This window comes from Idiomarina sp. OT37-5b (assembly GCF_002968395.1).
GTDB classification, from domain to species: domain Bacteria; phylum Pseudomonadota; class Gammaproteobacteria; order Enterobacterales; family Alteromonadaceae; genus Idiomarina; species Idiomarina aquatica.
Genome location: NZ_CP027188.1, coordinates 2,663,607 through 2,682,103 on the forward strand (window position 1 = coordinate 2,663,607; position 18,497 = coordinate 2,682,103).

At 47.2% G+C, this 18,497-nt stretch carries 14 protein-coding genes; 9 read left to right on the forward strand and 5 right to left on the reverse strand.

Annotated elements, in window-relative coordinates; translation table 11 throughout:
• Nucleotides 1-121: 121 nt before the first annotated feature.
• The 9 genes from C5610_RS12540 (at nt 122) to C5610_RS12580 (ending at nt 13,365) form a co-directional block, all read left to right on the forward strand.
• Entirely contained in the window at nt 122-1,171 is a 1,050-nt protein-coding gene (locus C5610_RS12540) for a sodium:calcium antiporter (RefSeq protein WP_105307458.1), read from the forward strand.
• 237 nt (nt 1,172-1,408) lie between these two features.
• A complete protein-coding gene (locus tag C5610_RS12545; protein WP_105307459.1) occupies nt 1,409-4,117 on the forward strand; it encodes a TonB-dependent receptor in 2,709 nt (902 codons plus the stop codon).
• 275 nt (nt 4,118-4,392) lie between these two features.
• Entirely contained in the window at nt 4,393-6,750 is a 2,358-nt protein-coding gene (locus tag C5610_RS12550) for a glycoside hydrolase family 3 protein (protein ID WP_262339877.1), read from the forward strand.
• Nucleotides 6,751-6,812: 62 nt separating this feature from the next.
• Complete coding sequence (locus C5610_RS12555; protein WP_105307461.1) at nt 6,813-7,871, forward strand: sensor histidine kinase; 1,059 nt, start codon at nt 6,813-6,815, stop codon at nt 7,869-7,871.
• Nucleotides 7,868-8,671 (forward strand): LytR/AlgR family response regulator transcription factor, encoded by an 804-nt coding sequence (locus C5610_RS12560; protein ID WP_105307462.1) that lies wholly within the window; start codon nt 7,868-7,870, stop codon nt 8,669-8,671. Before C5610_RS12555 ends, C5610_RS12560 begins: the two co-directional genes overlap by 4 nt.
• A gap of 146 nt (nt 8,672-8,817) precedes the next feature.
• The gene (locus C5610_RS12565) at nt 8,818-9,453 is read left to right on the forward strand and encodes a DUF2975 domain-containing protein (RefSeq protein ID WP_105307463.1); all 636 of its coding nucleotides are present in this window, start codon (nt 8,818-8,820) and stop codon (nt 9,451-9,453) included.
• A gap of 50 nt (nt 9,454-9,503) precedes the next feature.
• Entirely contained in the window at nt 9,504-9,665 is a 162-nt protein-coding gene (locus C5610_RS12570; RefSeq protein ID WP_410054411.1) for a helix-turn-helix domain-containing protein, read from the forward strand.
• Entirely contained in the window at nt 9,662-10,936 is a 1,275-nt protein-coding gene (locus C5610_RS12575) for a serine hydrolase domain-containing protein (protein ID WP_105307465.1), read from the forward strand. Before C5610_RS12570 ends, C5610_RS12575 begins: the two co-directional genes overlap by 4 nt.
• An 11-nt stretch (nt 10,937-10,947) precedes the next feature.
• A complete protein-coding gene (locus C5610_RS12580; RefSeq protein WP_105307466.1) occupies nt 10,948-13,365 on the forward strand; it encodes a serine hydrolase domain-containing protein in 2,418 nt (805 codons plus the stop codon).
• Between the two features lie 35 nt (nt 13,366-13,400).
• On the opposite strand, the gene C5610_RS12585 is transcribed toward C5610_RS12580, so the two are convergent.
• From C5610_RS12585 to C5610_RS12610, 5 genes are all read right to left on the reverse strand, one after another.
• On the reverse strand, nt 13,401-13,697 hold the full coding sequence (locus C5610_RS12585) for a hypothetical protein (protein WP_071462112.1): 297 nt from the start codon (nt 13,695-13,697) through the stop codon (nt 13,401-13,403).
• 329 nt (nt 13,698-14,026) lie between these two features.
• A complete protein-coding gene (gene istB, locus C5610_RS12590; protein WP_105306322.1) occupies nt 14,027-14,824 on the reverse strand; it encodes an IS21-like element helper ATPase IstB in 798 nt (265 codons plus the stop codon).
• On the reverse strand, nt 14,821-15,840 hold the full coding sequence (gene istA, locus C5610_RS12595) for an IS21 family transposase (protein ID WP_105306323.1): 1,020 nt from the start codon (nt 15,838-15,840) through the stop codon (nt 14,821-14,823). Before istA ends, istB begins: the two co-directional genes overlap by 4 nt.
• A gap of 1,077 nt (nt 15,841-16,917) precedes the next feature.
• On the reverse strand, nt 16,918-17,721 hold the full coding sequence (locus tag C5610_RS12605; RefSeq protein WP_105307467.1) for a DUF5677 domain-containing protein: 804 nt from the start codon (nt 17,719-17,721) through the stop codon (nt 16,918-16,920).
• On the reverse strand, nt 17,722-18,459 hold the full coding sequence (locus C5610_RS12610) for a hypothetical protein (RefSeq protein WP_105307468.1): 738 nt from the start codon (nt 18,457-18,459) through the stop codon (nt 17,722-17,724).
• Between the last annotated feature and the right edge of the window lie 38 nt (nt 18,460-18,497).

Sequence of the window (18,497 nt, forward strand, 5' to 3'; positions counted from 1 at the left end):
GTATAGCGACGGTACGGTTGTTCGCCAGTGAAATTTTTTATGCTGACCTCGTTCATCAGAGCGAGTCGATGCCGTTGGACTCGCCAATTTTGATTACTATACTGAAGCAATCAGCCGTCGTATGGGAAATGGCTATTTGTTAAACCCTGAGAATTGGACACTACTTCAAGGCGTGGCCGTATTTGGGCTCTGTGCCCTCGTCATTGCCATTGCCGGTACTCGTATTACACGCATTGTTGATCAGCTTGCCGACCGCACAGGGATCGGAGAAGCGGCAGCAGGTGCCGTGTTGCTGGGTGCAACAACCTCACTGGGGGGATCGGTATTGTCGGTAACCGCTGCCTGGAACGGTAATGCCGACTTGGCGCTCAGTAATGCCCTTGGCGGCATTGCGGTGCAAACCTTTTTTCTGGCAGTGGCCGATATGGTCTATCGCCGCGCGAACCTCGAGCATGCCGCAGCGTCAGCGCCGAACATGATGCAAAACGCACTGCTCATCATGCTGCTGTCGCTGATTCTGATGACCCCGCTGTTACCTAACGTCACGATCTGGAACATACACCCGGTCACGCCGCTACTTTTTCTGGTTTATGTCTACGGTATTACCCTTGTGCATCGCGCGCACCATGCGCCTATGTGGGCGCCAACACAAACTCGGGAAACCCGTGAGGACAAGCCGGACGATATTAGCCAAATGCCGCCGATGGTGCGGCTGGTCAGCGAGTTTTTTGTGCTGTTTGTGGTATTGGGTTTTGCCGGCTATTTACTGGAACCTTCCGCCTCTGTGATCGCCGCCGAAACCGGGCTGACCCATACTGTGGTGGGTGTAATGCTAACCGCCATTAGTACTTCCACACCGGAGTTGGTCACATCAGTCGCTGCCGTTCGCCGTGGCGCCTTAACGCTCGCAGTCGGCGGCATCATTGGTGGCAACGCATTTGATACGTTATTTACCGCCGCGTCGGATATCGCCTACCGTAACGGCTCAATTTATCACTCGATGACCGACGACATCTTATTCTGGCTTTGTCTTACCCTGTTAATGTCCGCCGTTTTGCTCATGGGGCTGATTCGGCGAGAGCGCCAGGGTCCGGGTCGTATTGGCCTCGAAAGCCTGCTGATAACGCTACTTTATATGGGTGGTGTGTGGCTGATGTTCAGCCAGGTTTAACGTTTAAAGTCCCGTTATCCCCCGCTTAACCTTTTATACAATATGTGTAAATTTTGTGACAGGTCTGCACGGGTCATAGCGTTTACCACTCGCATTATCGAAAGCCAATATTCCCACCCAGTAGAACTGTGTAATTTGTTAACAATACGTGATGTATCCGTAGGCAGTATCCAGCACTTAAAACACCTAAGTAGGTATCGCAAGTACCCGACAATCAAAGGAAAGTGGGAAAGAATAATGGAACGACTTAATGGTATCACCCTCGGCATATTGCTCGCCTGTTCAATGCCAATGCTCGCACAGGCACAACAAGCAGAAGCTCAAAACTCTGACGCTCAAGAACAAAGTGACAATAACGAAAAAGTAGCAACAGAGAGTGGTTTAGAAGTTATTTCGGTGACCGCAACGAAACGAAAAACCAAGTTAATGGAAACCCCGGTTGCAATCTCAGCGCTAAGCGAAGAGGTACTTAAGCAAAATGGCGTAAATAATATTAGAGACATCGCAGACTTAGTTCCTGGTCTGGATATTTCAACCGCAACCGATCAATCAGCCCCTGTTATTTCCATGCGTGGTGTTCGCTCAACAAACATTACTGAGCTGGGTGACCCGGCAGTAGGCGTCCATCTCGACGGTATATACTCACCCCGGATGCAAGGTGCGCTGGCACTGATGTACGACGTTGACCGAATCGAAGCGCTTCGCGGGCCACAAGGAACCTTGTTCGGCCGTAACTCAACCGTCGGCAGCATTAATGTTATCTCTGCAAAACCTGAATTTGGTGAACTATTTGGCAGCGTGAGCGGCGAACTGGGACGATTCAATGCACGTAGCATTGAAGGTTTTATCAACATTCCAGTAAACAGCGAGTTTGCAATCCGCGTTTCTGGTAAAGGACTCAAACGTGATTCGTATCTTGAAGGCTACTGGGATCCGAATCAGTATGACCTACGCCGTTTATCCGATGAGGTTATCAATGCAGAAGTTATCGCCGAAGACTCGTATTCCGGTGTCGGCTCAACACTCACTCAGCGAGAGAACTGGTGGATTGATGGTGCCGGTACCGATCCCGAAAGACAACGCATTAGAGCCCTGACTCGTGCCGGAGCAGATGATTTCTACAACAATGCGAACGAGTATTCTTACCGGGTCAGTGCGCTTTGGGAACCGCTCGATAGCAACTTCTCCAATCACACCGTTTTCCAACAATACATAAATGATAGCGGCAACAACGTTGATCTCGTTAATTGTGAAAAATTATCAGGACGTTCCACCGAGTACGGCGGTGACTGCTCAACGTTTTTACCCAGCGACAATACCTACCAAGCGGTCGTCAACGTACCGGGTGAGCTCAACCTAGACATAACTTACCTTCGAAACACCTTTAACTATACGTTTGACAACGACATGAGTGTCGTGTGGTTGCTCGGCTATGAGGACATGGAACGCGCCTCAGCCCAAGACAGTGAAGTGGCGTTGGATCCATGGGATGGAGCAACCTACTTCCTTGATGGCACTGGCGCAGAATCTTATTCTACCGAGGTGCAGTTGCAGTCGAATGATTACGGTGACTTAGTTTGGATAGCGGGACTGAATTACTTCCATGAACAAACAACCACCTACGGTTATTACGACAACCCCATGGACGACAAGTCATTTTGGGATCAGCCTGATCGCTCTACCGATGCCTACGCGTTGTTTGGCCAAGCCACTTACAATCTAACGCAGAAACTGCACTTAACCTTAGGTTATCGGTTCAGCGACGAAACTAAGGAAGACAAAGGTGGGCGAACCTACCGTTGTTCCAATGCCGACGGTTGCGCACCGGGCTGGCTTAACCGCACGGCACTGAATGATTTACCCGTGGACTACTTCGAAGACCCATCGATTTACGCGTCTTACTTTGCCAATGACAATAAGGGAAGCTGGACACGTAATGACTTTCGCGTTGGGCTTGATTACGACCTAACTGATGCGACCATGATTTACAGTTATGTCGCCTCAGGGTTTAAAGCCGGCGGTATTGGCGATGTGTATGAGGTGGTCAATGACCGAACCGGCGAAACCACCCGCTTTGAGACCCAGTTCGATCCCGAAGAGGTTCTCACCTGGGAGGTGGGAGCTAAGTCAAGCTTGCTGGATAACTCATTAAACCTTCAGGCGGTGTTCTTCTATACGGATTACACCGATATGCAATACGCATCGGTTGGCTCTATTGGCAACGTCGAGCGTTTGTCACCGGTTGAAGGTGAAGATGGTACGCCGATCCTCGATGACGACGGCAACCCGATTCTCGACTACCAAAACCAACCGGTTATTGCCTACTACACACAAAATGTGCCGGGCTCAACCATCAAAGGTATTGAGCTTGAATTTGACTGGAAACCCTACGAAAACGGCCGCGTGAATGGTTATGTTACCTGGACAGATGCCACCATCACGGAAGACTGGATTACCAAATGGGATTACGATCCAGAGTACTTGTTTAACTTATCCTACGAGGAGTCCATCGACCCGACTAATACGTTGCTTACCACCAATTTAAAAGGCAACAACCTGGCGATGACACCAGAGTACACCGCCAATTTAAGTTACACCCACACCGTTAATTTGGGCGATTATGGATACATCCATGGTTGGTTTAACGTGAGTTGGAAGGATGATTCTTATTCAACCATCTGGAACGTCGACAAACATTTGGATGATATGGCGTTTGCAGTGCCGGATGATGCGGTAGCCTACATGGATGACTCACGTGACGCTTTTGCCGTAGTGAATGCCTCACTGAAGTATGAGCCACAAAATCAAAACTGGTTTGCTGAGATCTTTGTCAATAACGCAACCGATGAAGTCATTCAATACTGGAACAATACAACCAAAGGCTTTGCTAAAGGTAGTTTCGGTATGCCGAGATACTACGGCATCCGCGCAGGTATTAAGTTCTAAAAACTCACCCCACCTACCTGCAGTCACTTGAGAAAAGTGATTGCAGGTCACTCGTTAACACCAAATTTAGTCGTTATATCAGCCGAATACCCACGAGGAGAACCTAAATGCTAAAGCGCAAATTCACTAGAAGATCGATACCCCTATTGGTGTCGATGGGTTTAATGAGTTTTAGCAACCTAGCGTCAGCCCAAACAATAGACTGGTCCTTAGAAAAACAACCCCAAACCCATAGCACCCGCGTTGAGCAGAAAGTTCAGGAACTCCTGGCAAACATGACGGTTGAACAAAAAGTTGCGCAGATGATTCAACCGGAGATTGGTTACTTGACCGTGGAACAAATGCGCACCTACGGCTTTGGCTCCTATTTGAATGGCGGTAATACCGCCCCCTACGGCAATAAGCAGGCGGATCGAAATACCTGGTTACGATACGCCGATGAAATGCACCAAGCGTCCATCGATGATTCTATCGATGGCAGTTCAATACCCACCATGTGGGGAACCGATGCTATGCATGGTCACAGTAACGTATTTGGTGCAACGTTGTTTCCGCACAATATTGGTTTAGGGGCTACTCGTAATCCCGAGCTGATCAAAATGATAGGTGAGGCAACAGCCAAGGAAGTTGCAGCAACCGGTATTGAATGGAGTTTCTCGCCCACCGTCGCCGTTGCCAGGGATGACCGTTGGGGGAGAGCCTATGAGAGTTACTCGGAAGACCCGGAAGTCGTAAAACAATACGCTAAAGCCGTGGTTGAAGGTATTCAAGGCACCGTCGGCAAAGACTTTTTGAAAGGCTATCATCGGATTGCCACGGCCAAACACTTTATCGGTGATGGCGGAACCACCGCTGGTATCGATCGCGGCGATACTCGCGTTGATGAGGCCGAGCTTCGTGATATTCATGGAGCCGGATACTTTTCGGCGCTTGAGGCGGGTGTGCAGTCGGTAATGGCGTCTTTTAATAGTTGGAATGGCACCCGAGTTCATGGTCACAAGTATTTATTAACCGATGTGCTGAAAAATCAAATGGGGTTTGACGGGTTTGTCATCAGTGACTGGAACGCACATAAGTTTGTTGACGGATGCGACCTGGAACAATGTGCCGCCGCTATCAATGCCGGTATCGACGTATTAATGGCACCGGAACATTTTGAGGCACTCTATAAAAATACCGTTGCACAAGTAAAATCAGGCGTCATCCCACAAGCACGTATCGACGATGCTGTAACTCGTATTCTCCGGGTTAAAGTACGCTGGGGACTGTTCGAGCGCAACAAGCCATCCTTACGCCCCGAAACCCAGCACGCAGAGTGGTTTAATGCAAAACAGCACCGGGAGCTTGGCGCTCAAGCAGTGCGTGAATCGCTGGTGTTGTTAAAAAATAACAAGCAAGTCCTGCCGATATCTCCTAAAGCCAATATTCTCGTTGCTGGCAAAGGCGCACATAACATCGCTATGCAGGCCGGTGGATGGAGCGTTTCCTGGCAGGGTACTGACAACACCAACGCAGATTTTCCAAATGCGACCTCAATCTACGAGGGTATCGAGCAGCAAGTTGTTGCTGCGGGTGGCTCGGTCACGCTCAGTGAGGACGGCAGCTTTGATGAAAAGCCCGATGTCGCTATCGTCGTCTTTGGCGAGCAGCCTTATGCTGAGTGGTTTGGTGATATTCAATCATTAGATTTTGGCCAGGTGGATAGCGAGAGCTATGCGCTACTTAAACAACTCAACGATCAGGGCATTCCAACGGTTTCCGTGTTTCTGAGTGGACGTCCTTTATGGGTCAATAAAGAACTGAATGTATCCGATGCTTTTGTCGCCGCATGGCTACCTGGTTCGGAAGGGCAAGGCGTAGCCGATGTCATTTTGCGAGATGCCAATGGCGCAATCCAACATGACTTTAAAGGTAAGCTGAGTTTTTCCTGGCCCAAGTATGACGACCAATTCACCTTAAATCGTTATGATGACAATTACGATCCACTGTTTCCGTACGGTTATGGGCTCACCTATGAAAGTGAGCAGCACATTGGCTTACTGAACGAAGAAAAGCGGCTCGCTGACAACCCTTCGGAATCGAACAGCGTTCCGTTGTTTGTACGGAACTTAGCAAAAGGCTGGTACTGGGGTTTTGCAGAGGTTAATAACGCGTTGACACCCATCTCAGGTCCTTCAGGAACCAGTGCTGACAAACAGTCAGTGACAATGCAGTCGGTCAACCTGGCTTATCAGGAAGACGGGCGACGCTTTGTCTGGCATAAAGCCAACACGTCTGTTGCCGCGATCTTAGCCCGAGAAGAGCCGCTTGAATCGCTTACGAATGGCGAAGCTCGTTTTCTGCAGGCAAAAGTCCGTTTCAGCGATAACCTCAGTGAGCCGGTTCGACTGGGTGTGCTATGTCACCAACAACAGTGTACTAACGCAGTGCAGTTAAGGGAGTCGACGCCACAATTGAAACTGGGAGACTGGAATACGCTGGCGATTGAAACAGGATGCGATAATTCGAACCTTAATCAGAAGGCATCGATAATGCTACGCCTGGATAGCTCCGCGCAAGCGAGCTTATCGATTGCTGACGTCGCTTTGGTGAGCAAACCGAGCGAACAAGCCTTGACGGTGCCGTGTAACTAACGCAATCATGATGTGGGCAGCTGAGTTACTGCCCACAGTCGTATGTGATAAGTGAGCCGGTGATGTCAAAATTTGTTGAGCGATTGCGGTTGTTTTGGTTCTGTCAGTTCTGCGGATGGTCTATTTATGCGCTATTGACCGAACTCTTGATCAAACTGCCAAGTGATGAACCGTGGCAGATCCACGTTCCCCATCTGTTGCTTGATGTCAGCTCCGGCTTTCTTATTACAATGGGCCTGCATACGTTTTACAAGCGGGCAAAGCGCTTTGATAAATATACCGTTGCTGCACACGTTATATTGATCATCGTCGCAGCGCTGGTCTGGACACAATTTCAATGGTATGCGTTGCAAGCGCTGTATGGTGGAACATGGGATCCAATGTCATGGTTTGACTTTGGTACCTGGACCAGCGCTTCACTAACCATGCTGTCCGCCTGGACCGCAGTGTATTACAGCATCAAAAACTATCTCGACAACGTAGAGCAACGCGAAAGAGCCGAGCGCGCGACACACCTGGCCAAAGAAGCTCAGCTAAAAATGCTCCGCTATCAATTAAACCCTCACTTCATGTTTAACAGCATCAACGCGATCTGCACGCTTATTCTCAAACATGAAAATGACCGTGCGGTTGATATGTTAGAGCAATTGTGTGATTTCTTACGCTACAGCTTATATACCGATCCGCTAAAAAAGATTCCGGTATCAGAGGAGGCAGCACTGCTTAAGACCTATCTGGAAATTGAGAAAAATCGATTTCAGACGGCGCTGGATGTCTCGATAACAACCGATCCCGATTGCGAAGCAGCCTTGATTCCGCCTTTATTAATACAACCATTGGTCGAAAATGTACTGAAACATGGCATGCTCGCCAATCAAACCATGTCAATTGCCGTTGACTTTAGCGCCAGCCAAGAAGGTATTCACATCCAGGTCACGGATAATGGTAACGGCTTTGAGGAGCAGTATCATTGCCAACGCGGCATCGGCTTAGACAACTGCCAACAGCGCCTACGACTGACTTATGAGGACGACGCTCAGTTATCTATGGGAAACCGACCCGAAGGGGGTGCTTGGGTGAACATTTTAATACCTCGCGAACTACAAAGTAGCGCCTTATGAAAACATTAAATACGTTATTAGTTGACGATGAACTGAGTGCTATTGAAGGCCTGAAGCTAAGACTCGAACGAGTGGATGGTATTCATATTATTGATATGGTGACCAGTGTCGATGAAGCCATTGAGTGCGTTAAAAATGATCTACCGGATTTAATCTTTCTAGACATTCAAATGCCGGGCAAAAGCGGCTTTGACCTACTCAAGCAATTTCAACCCGAGCAACATCCTGCCATTGTTTTTGTGACCGCATTTCATCAATACGCGGTTCGGGCATTCGAGGTTGAAGCGGTTGATTACTTGCTAAAGCCCGTACGCCAAGCCCGTCTGAATGAGGCCATTGAACGGGTTAGAGCAAGGCGCCCAGATCCGCTGTATAAGCAACAACTACTGACCGCTTCCGATGCCCTGGATGGCAGCCCTGGAGCTGGCTCATCGTCCTCATCCAGCTATCGGGTAGAAAGTGAAAAACTGATCATTACGGATGGACGTAACTCAGGCCAATTCGTGCCCTTTAATGAGATTGTTTGGGTTGATGCCGCCGGTGATTATATGTGTATTCACACGCATAACGAAACCTATGTTATGAGAGCCCGACTTAAGCATTTAGTCGAAAATATATTACCCCCCGAGTTTGTTCGCATTCATAAATCGACAGCCGTCAATATTCGCTACATCAAGCACATCGAGGCGCTCAGAAACTCCGAGTACAGCATTGAACTGACCAATGAAAAAACGCTTAAAGTCAGCCGAACCTATAGCGCCTCCCTGAAAAGTCATTTGTTCTCAGCGGTCGAAAAATAGCTGTTTTCAGCACTCCTTGTTCCATTAGCCTGGATTCGCAATACAGCATCAAACTTAAAGATATTTACGTTTTACATAAATATTTTATTGCAAAAGATTAATTTTTAGACTAGATTTTGACCATCGTCCAATATCCGAAGCTCGTTATGACAACCACTCATTCATACCGATTAATCAATTTCGCTCTCGTTATTACGGTGATCGCTACCCTAAGTTTAGCCGTTGTCGCCATCATCCTGCCGGCGTTGGGCGAGCATATGCTAACGACTTGGCACATTGAGTTTGCCAGCTCAGCAGGGTCTTATCATGACGTTCTTCCCGCAGGAAAGTGGGGAATAGAGAGCAATCAAGGCACCCTATATATTCAGACATCTGGGTTTGGATTCGCGATCAGCCGTGCACTGACCATTTTATTGATTGGTGGACTGATTAGTTACGCTTTATGCGGTCTACGACAATTCATGAATGACTTGCAAACGGACAGGCCCTTTAAAATCTCCACTCCCACGTTGTTGAAGAAAGTGGCTACCTCGTTTATCGCGCTCGCCGTATTGCTCTACGTCGAAGTCATTATTCGCTTTTATCTGTTTATGCCCGACGCCTTTGAGATTGCTTCCTTCTATGTCACGCATATCAAAGTATCGCCTGCGCATGGCGAGAGCTTTTATATTTTTGGCTCGTTTTATTGGGGCTTGCTTGCTGCCGGGCTATTTCTTTTGGCCATCTCACGAGCATTTACTTTGGGACTGTCACTACAAACCGAAAACGACGAGATTATCTAATGCCAATTATTGTAAACCTAGATGTGATGATGGCTCGTCGGAAAATAAAGATGAAAGATCTTGCCGACGCCATTGGCATCTCACAAACCAACTTGTCGCTGTTAAAAAACAGTCACGTGCGTGGTATCCGTTTTAATACCTTAGAGAAGTTGTGCGAGGTGCTGGATTGCCAGCCAGGTGATTTACTTGAATACATTGAGGATAAATCATGAAACGGCTCTCTTTCCTATGGCTGTGCCTGTTCATTTCAGGCTGCCAAAACTACGATGTCGCGACGCTCACCGATATCCCGCCAGACGTTAAGCAAAGCATTCATTCGGCCGTCGACAATCAGCACCGACCCGGTGTTGTCATCGGCTTGGTTAATCCTAAAGGCACCCATTTTTACAGTTATGGCGTGTCGCAAGCGGGAGGATCGCAAAAGCTAACCGATCAGTCACAGTTTGCGGTTGGTTCATTAGCGAAACTCTTTACCGCAGAGCTTTTCGAGACACTCGAAAGAAAAGGCATTGTAACCCGCCAAACGTTGCTTACTGATATTTGGCCAGATGTTAAAGACAACGCCAATACCCGCCTCGCGTACTTACTTAATCACACCGCAGCATTGCCTCGGGATCTATCACACGAAACATTATCCAAAAACAGTACCGAGCATTTGCTCGCAACCCTATCACGTGAAGCAAACCTACCTGCCGATGACTCATACTCCAGTGTTGGCATGGCCATACTTGGGCTGTCGTTGGGTCAAATAACCGACTCAGATTTTAACACGCAACTGAACACAGAAATCCTGACGCCACTTAAACTAAACGAGACGAGCTTTAAACCTCATCCGGATCTTCTCGCCACTCGCCATCAAACCACAATTCCTATCAGCGCCCCTGCCGAGATACCGGATGTTGCCTACGGAGCCGGCGGCCTTTACTCCACCGCACAGGATTTGATGAGCTTTTTAAAACACGAAATGCAACAACCCGAGCATTTAGGCTGGAAGCACTATCAAAACGACACTTTTGAGGCGTTTTATCATGGTGGAGACGGCAATGGTCACCAGGCATTTATTGCGTTCCGTCCAGACAATCACGTCGGTGTCGTGTTACTGAGTAATTCAACCTCTGACGATGCACTACAGGATATTGCCCTTCATTTCATCGACCCCAGAATGGACTTACCAAACTTTGATCACCGCCCACGTCAACAGTTGCCGGAAGAAACACTGACACTGTATGAAGGAAGCTATCAACTGCAAGATGATGACAGTGGAAACCAAATACAGCTGAGTATTTCGGCTAACCGCCTCGTTTATCATGAGCTCGCCCCTGACGGTAGTACCGTTCGACAAACACCACTACACGCAATTGACGCGCAAACCTTTGAATTAGCCGATCTGCCGGTAGTCATTTCATTTAAAGGCGCTACCAATAAGGCTGATGCGACATTACGGTTTGGAGACAAGGCATTTACGATGGTGCGCTTAAATTAGGAGCCGTGACAATGAAAAAGCAGATGCTAATTGCGCTGTTACTGTTAACGATTCTCGGAAGTTCCGTTTCAGCCGAACCGATAGAGCACATTCAATCGATTGAACAACAGTTGCTGCCAAATCAATTTTTAGAAGGCCATTTGAAAACCACGTCAATCGCCGAGGTCATGCTGAGTGACAACATCGCGGGTGTCAGTATGGCCTTTATCGATAACGGGAAAATTGCCTGGCGGCGAACCTACGGCTATGCAGAACTCAGTAAGCTTTCGCCAGTGACATCTCAGACTGTATTCGCCGGCGCCTCACTCAGTAAACCGCTGACAGCAGTCACTGCAATGCAGTTGGTTGACGCCGGCAAGGTCTCTCTGGATGAAGATATAAACAACTATCTAACCTCGTGGCAGTTGCCCGACAATAAGTTCATCAATACCCAGCCAGTAACGCTTCGGCAGCTTATTGGTCACCGCGCAGGGATTAGTAACTACGTACCAGCTCCATACGCAGTCGGTGAAAAAGTGCCCACCGTGACTCAAATGCTGAAAGGCGAATCACCCTATAACGGCCCCGGGATCACACTTTTTTCCAAGCCCGGTGAGCAGTATCACTATTCGAACCCTGGCTATACGATAATTCAACAGCTTATCGAAGATGTCACAAAAACAAGCTTTGAAGCTGCGGTGCAAAACCGGGTATTTGAGCCACTTGATATGGAAAGCAGTTCATTCAGGCAGCCCATACCGGCAAGCCTCAAGGTTCGCCGCGCGACGGGGTATACCGAAGACGTGGCTCCATACCCCTACCAACTTTTCCCTTTTAAAGGCGCTGGTGGCGTTTGGACAACGCCGACCGACTTGGCCACGTTTACGATGGCTCTCATCGACGATTATCATTCCGCTCAAGGTCAATTGGTTTCGCAACAAATTGCCAGGGAGATGTTTACTCGAGACCCGATCCGGCTGGGTTTCAAAAAGCACTACGTTGACGGCTCTAACGATATTATTTTTGATCACTGGGGCAGTATTCCGGGCTTTACCAGCTATATGGTTGGCTCCGTTCAAAACAAACAGGCGTTAGTCATCATGACCAATAGTGATAGTGGTTTTAACTTAATGGCCGCTATTGCCAGAACGGTTGCACAGCAGTATGGCTGGGAGCCCATTAAACCCAAAGTTTACCAACGATATGATATTGATTCTAAGCTGCTTCCCAAGTTAGCCGGGACATTTGGTAAACCAGCGGGTAATGAGGCGCAGCACACTTTTGCAGTGAATAACGACCAGTTGCATTTAACCTTGAATCTTGAAAGTGGCACCACCCCACTCGTTGCTGTCGGTGACTATAAGTTTATCGACCCAGCCTCAAATACCACATTTGAGTTTCTGCCCAGCAAAACGGGTGAAGTGAACTGGGTACGTGTAACCTTAGAAAGCGGTTACAACTACGACCAACCGAGACAGCAGACACTGACAAGTTTTATTCATAAACGTCGGGTTGAGGCTGACGTAGAGGGACTCGCGGTCGCTGTGATTCAGGACGGCGAGGTCGTATTTAATCAAGGTTTTGGTTTAGCTAATAAAGATACTGGCGATAACATCTCATCGCAAACCCTATTTGAAGCGGCGTCTTTATCCAAACCCGTTTTTGCGTATTTTACGTTACTGCAGGCTGAAAAAAGCGTTATTGAACTCGACCAACCGCTTTATAGCTACTTACCCCACCCTGATCTTGCGGAAAATGAATGGCATCAATTAATCACCGCGCGGATGCTTTTAACGCACACCTCAGGTTTGCCCAACTGGCGCTCTAGCGCGAATGGTAAGCTCTCACTGTTGTTCAAGCCCGGTACACAGTTTCAATACTCAAGTGAAGGTTATGAGTATTTAAGACGCGTTCTGCAGAAACGACTAAACGTTGATGACAGTGGGCTGCAGGCTCTAATCGACGAGCAAATAACACATGAAATTGGCGCAGACTTCATTAAATATATCTGGGATGACGAGATAACCGAACGTAAAGCCTTTGGTCACCGCGAGGGCAAGCCCACCGATAATCACAAGCATGATCACAACTTTGGTGCCTCATACAGTCTAATAACCACTGCTGGCAACTACGCTAAATTTATCGCCGATATTTTAGTACCTGACACAGCGGAAAAGCAGAAGGTCGTTGAAGAATTACTTGAGCTCCAAACGAATGTTCCGCATGAAAATGGAAAGCTTCATCGAGCCATAGGCTTCGCTGCCAAGCAAGTCGATGGACGACTGAAATATTATCACTCAGGCAATAACGGGGATTTCCTTTCATACGTAGAGTTCGACCCCACTACTCGAAACGGTGTCGTTATCTTTAGCAATTCTGACAAGCTCTTTTCGTCAAATTTGGCGAAAGACATTGTCGATTACGTGAACCGCAACAGAGCATCGCTATGAGTGATTTAAGAGCTCGGATGGTGCGTTTTTATCCGCTAATGCATTGTGTGTTCGTAGCGCGCCTCAATCTGACGTGCAGGCAACTCACCACCCACGATGGGCTTCAACGCGCGCTGTACCTCTGGTACTAACGCGGCCAAAGCCGACAACATCGCTGGCTCACTGACATACTCATCAAACACCAAGGTCACCACCAAGCTCTGTGGAAAGCGCTGATAATTCACCTCGTGCGTGAGCCACACGAAGCCCTCATGCTCAACCTTCGCATCTTCGCAGACCTCGGTCAGCGCACGAATAATGTCACGTTCGGTGTGTTTGTGTTTTGGGGGCATGGTTAAAAAGCCTTGAGGTGATTTATGATACTTTCTGCCTTATCGACACCCCCTTTCGCTAGATAGAGATGCCGATTCTCGGAATGCCTGTCAACAACGGATGAAAACTGATCCACTTTTGTCCTAAAAACAACGGAGTAAAAGTGATCCACCCTTAGCTAATTTTATACTTCAGACGCCGGCTACAAAGTGATCCACAAAAGTGCTTACTCAGCGTCAATTATCATGGCCGGTTTGCGGTTTATCCGAAAAGCATCGGAATAAAATTGATCCACCTTTACAGCCATTTTCGTGCACAACAACGGTATTTAACTGATCCATTGCTGCATTTAAGCATCAACAAGTACTTCTGCGCTTGTTTCGACAGCAGGTATTATTCCTGCAGCTTTTTTGCCCTTTAATCGGAAGCTCTCTCCACTAATTTGCACAATGTGCGAATGGTGCAGAAGCCGATCTAATAATGCCGCTGTGAGCGTTGTGTCATCGGCAAAAGCGTTCGACCATTGTGAAAATGGCAAGTTGCTAGTGACGATGACACTACCTTGCTCATATCGCTTGGCGATAACATTAAAGAACAGATTCGCCTCATCGCGACCAAAAGGTAGATAACCTATCTCATCAATAATGAGCAGCTTCGGCGCAAGTACACTGCGCTTTAAATACTGCTCAAGTCGGCCTTGGCTTTTTGCCGTTGCGAGTTGAAGCATTAAATCAGCCGCTGTAATAAACCGAGTTTTAATACCACGCATTACCGCAAGGTAACCGAGGCTGATAGCCAAGTGGCTTTTACCAACGCCGCTAGGGCCGAGTAATACAATGTTCTCGGCACGTTCAACGAACGCTAAGCCAGTTAGCTCTTTTAGTTGCTGTCGTGGTGCGCCACTAGCAAACTTAAAATCGTAATCATCGAACGATTTTAATGCTGGAAAGCCAGCCAACTTAAGAAGCGTCTCTTGTGTTCGTCGTGTCCGTGCTTGCAGTTCAAGCTGCAGTAGTTGCTCTAGAAAGTCGGCAAAAGTACCTTCTTTAGCACTTGTTTTATCTGCGACGGCAGACCACTCAGAACTAATGGTTCCGAGCTTGAGCGTCTCACAAGCGTCTAGTATGCGTTCTTGTTGAAGGTTCATAAACGTCCCTCCAACAAGCTGTCATAGACGCTCAGCGGGTGCTGTAAGCTCTCTATCGGTGTTGGTCGGCTCGCTGATGATGTCACGATACGACCGTGTTCTTTAGTTGGTAGCGGTTGTAAATGAAACCGCTCTTGCTCAAGCAATATCTGCGGCTTCTGTCCCGTTGTACCGTGAATACGTTGATGCGCAACGTGTTCAAGCCATGGGCCAATGTGAGCGTTGGCCACCGACACATCAAAGCGTAAGCCATGCTGCTTCAAACTCGCCGCTAATGGCGTGATGAAGCTGCTTTTTAAATACGAGTTGAAACGCTCAACCTTGCCCTTCGTGCGAGCCCGATAGGGGCGGCAAGCACGCGGTTGGAAACCGTAGTACTTAGCGAACTCGAGCAGCGCTTGGTTCCAGCGATGCTGTCCTGAGCCATATGCATCACGTTCGATCATAATGGTCTTGGCGTTATCAAACAGAACGTGTTGAGTAACACCACCGAAGAAGACAAATGCTTTTTCTAAACCGTACAACCAATCTTCTTGGCGCTCGCGCTCTGAAAAGTGTACGAAGGTTGCACGACTAAACGATAACGTCGCGACAAAGCCCTTCATGCGACGCCGGTTGCGGTTGATGTTAGTGAAATCAACTTGCAACTGCTCACCGGGCTGGGTCTCGAAACGAACCACTGGGTCGCTCGCTTCTGGCTTTTTAAACTGCGATACATACTGTCGCAACTGAGTCATACCGCCGTTATAACCTTGGGCTTCTATCTCTCGAAAGAGAACCGTTGCCGGTATCCAATCAGGCTCAGCGGCTTTAATCCGTTCCCGAAGATATGCCTCATAAGGGCCTAACTTCGTTGGGCGCGCTTCACGCGCCGAATAGCTTGGCGTTACTGTTGGCCGGGCCAGATAGTTTTTTACTGTGTTGCGGGAAATACCAAGACGGCGTGCAATCTCGCGATTACTTAATCCCTGTCGGTGTAAAACGTGAATGTCCACTAGTTGCTCCTGAGTTAGCATGTTAGGCCGCCTTGTCTTATTGAAAAGTGCGGCTATGATGCCTCAGGTGGATCACTTTTAAACCGTTGTCAGTGGATCAATTTTACTCCGTTGGTAACATGCCTTAGGTTCAAGCGGTGGAATAAACAGCTAAACCCGAAAAGCAAAGACAAGTTACTTTTTACTATACGGACTTGATTGGATTCATCAATGCCTGGCTACGACAACCAAAAACCATTATTCATCGGACACTACTGGATGAAAGGAGAGCCTTGCCTTTAATCCAGCCGTATCACCTGCGTCGACTGGTCTGTCGCGGCTGGAGGTAAAATGGTCGCCTACCGACTCAATTCGTCTTCGCTAAATAATGACGCCTTTGTTGCAGTTTGAGAGGCGGCGGTAGCTGAGTCGCGCCAAAGGCGCGACCTACTCGATGTTTTGGATCTGCTTGTTGATTGAAAAGATTATAATCATTAAAAATCAATAGTTTAGGACGTATTTGGCAAACCTTATTTTGACTATACTCACCGATGTACTTACCAGTCGGCGGAAGTGTAACCTGCTTTTTACTGCTCGAAGTTGTTTGCGTAACAATCGTAAAGTAGATCGGCAAACTGTTTTTCATCAATAATGCTGGTTGCTGTGAGTTGAAAAAGTTGCATCACATAGAAGCCAAGCGTCTGAAAGTTTTCTTGTGTTGCGCAAGAATCATTCGTGCCTCTGTATAAACTAGACGTTGCCCCTCTGGAGTATCCAGATTTAGTTGCTTAGTTGGTTTGATCTTCGGTCGACTAATTGGTTTTTTAACACCATATTTTGCGAGTTTATTTTCCATGACCGCACTCAGCCTTTTCTGCCGTTGAAGCCCAACGTTGTAGCCATTAAGAATTTTATTATAAACCGCTAAGTAACACCATTCACAATAGAAAATTAGGTTCGTACACATGTGTACGAAGGTATTCGCTTCCGACTTTATCGGTTCGATTCATATATCAACTCTATGATATTGGTTGCTCTCATAATGTAGGAGGTCTCTCAAGTAATGCCTAACGCCCGCGTAAAGCGCGCGAGGTACGAGCGTCGCATTTGACGCGTTTGTTATGTTTCATCTTCTTCTGCGTCATTACCATCGTCGAAATAATCGTACCACCAGTCCATAGGCTTAGGAGCTTGCACAACTAAGCTAAATTTCTCTATGAATAACTCATAGGCCATATGAACGTACTTACATGATCTAAATAGAAAATCTATATCCATAGGAGCTTCGAATAAATCTGGGATGAGATGATGCTTGTGAAGTGGGCTATTGCAATCTTTACAGTTATAGATTGATACGTGAGGCCACATGTTATGAACAGCATGGCTAAATGGCTTGTAGGCAAATTTATATAAACTTTCACAATCGGCTTCCTGAGACATTCGTCTGTAATCCAACTGCGCCCAATTACCTAGATTGACCTCGACAAAAAAGTCACGACGCTGTGAATTTATCCAAGCAGATTTAGCATCAACAAGCTGACTTAATTGCTCATTGTTGGGATTTTCAGAGTTATCCTCTAATTCTTTCTTGAAATGCTCCATAAGTAGCTTCTCTTCACCCAACCCATGCAATATATATTTCTTCGAACGCTCCTCTAGATCTAGCATGATCCACGACAACGCTATATGTAAATCTGTCATCGCTCGGAGAAACAATGGGGCCGAATGTCCATTCCAAATATTTGGCGATCTTGCCATTTGAATAGACATGGTGACTTGGCGGGACAATAACCCCCCAATAACGGAGTATGCCTCTAGCTTGTCGTACTCAATTTTCACACTCGCCCAAAGCTCCTCAAAGCTTGACTTTAGATATGATTCATACGACTCGATTAACTCAGAAACTGGATCTTTATCTTCCATTTATGAACAAGCCTCCAGATTAAAACACTGGCTCCAGAATGATTTTGACCATTCGTTTTCACCTCCTTCTGCATCCTTGAATCCTGCTCCAGCATTAATGTTTGCACGTACAAAAGAAGCGACTCTTTTGCTTTCATCTGAATCAGGCGCTGTAAAAATTGAATTGAAATCAGGGAGATCTATTGCAGAACTTAAAAACAACTTTCCAGTAGCTGTCATTGAAACGAAAGCTGTAGTTTGAACCTTGGTAGAGTGCATTGTGTATCGATCCAACAAAGCCGATACATCCTCTTTAAGACACTCCAACGCTTCATCCCGATCAACACCATAAACATGATCTTCAAATAGAAAGCCAAGAGGATAATCTTCAAGAAGGTGATGTTGATGAACCAAGCTTTCTCTCAGGAAGTTGAGCATAGCCTGATCTTCGATACCTTCTGAAATTCTTCTCTTTTGCTCCGCAGTAAGTTTGTCGAAGTTATTCAGAAATACCAGTGCTGGTGACTTATCATCATTCAAAATATCCTTGCACTTGATAAGAAATTCAATGACATAATGAACCGATTGCCGATCAGGGTTTCTAAGAAAAATGGCCGACAACCAAATCAGGCAAGGCAGCGTACTATCCCTAAATGATGTTTCTTTCATATTGGGTAGCTGCATCAAAGGTGGTATAAATTTTTGTCCAACTTTTTTATGGTCTCGCAACACCTGACCTTGGTGATTCCCTTTAGCCATTCTTCCTCACTCTAGAAACATAACGCCCGCAATAAGCG

Coding starts and splice junctions, on each gene's coding strand:
- C5610_RS12575 (WP_105307465.1), top strand. CDS start 9,662: ATGAAACGGCTCTCTTTCCTATGGCTGTGCCTGTTCATTTCAGGCTGC.
- C5610_RS12585 (WP_071462112.1), bottom strand. CDS start 13,697: ATGCCCCCAAAACACAAACACACCGAACGTGACATTATTCGTGCGCTG.
- istB (WP_105306322.1), bottom strand. CDS start 14,824: ATGAACCTTCAACAAGAACGCATACTAGACGCTTGTGAGACGCTCAAG.
- C5610_RS12610 (WP_105307468.1), bottom strand. CDS start 18,459: ATGGCTAAAGGGAATCACCAAGGTCAGGTGTTGCGAGACCATAAAAAA.
- C5610_RS12565 (WP_105307463.1), top strand. CDS start 8,818: ATGACAACCACTCATTCATACCGATTAATCAATTTCGCTCTCGTTATT.
- C5610_RS12580 (WP_105307466.1), top strand. CDS start 10,948: ATGAAAAAGCAGATGCTAATTGCGCTGTTACTGTTAACGATTCTCGGA.
- C5610_RS12570 (WP_410054411.1), top strand. CDS start 9,504: ATGAAAGATCTTGCCGACGCCATTGGCATCTCACAAACCAACTTGTCG.
- C5610_RS12540 (WP_105307458.1), top strand. CDS start 122: ATGGGAAATGGCTATTTGTTAAACCCTGAGAATTGGACACTACTTCAA.
- C5610_RS12605 (WP_105307467.1), bottom strand. CDS start 17,721: ATGGAAGATAAAGATCCAGTTTCTGAGTTAATCGAGTCGTATGAATCA.
- C5610_RS12550 (WP_262339877.1), top strand. CDS start 4,393: ATGACGGTTGAACAAAAAGTTGCGCAGATGATTCAACCGGAGATTGGT.
- C5610_RS12555 (WP_105307461.1), top strand. CDS start 6,813: ATGTCAAAATTTGTTGAGCGATTGCGGTTGTTTTGGTTCTGTCAGTTC.
- C5610_RS12545 (WP_105307459.1), top strand. CDS start 1,409: ATGGAACGACTTAATGGTATCACCCTCGGCATATTGCTCGCCTGTTCA.
- istA (WP_105306323.1), bottom strand. CDS start 15,840: ATGCTAACTCAGGAGCAACTAGTGGACATTCACGTTTTACACCGACAG.
- C5610_RS12560 (WP_105307462.1), top strand. CDS start 7,868: ATGAAAACATTAAATACGTTATTAGTTGACGATGAACTGAGTGCTATT.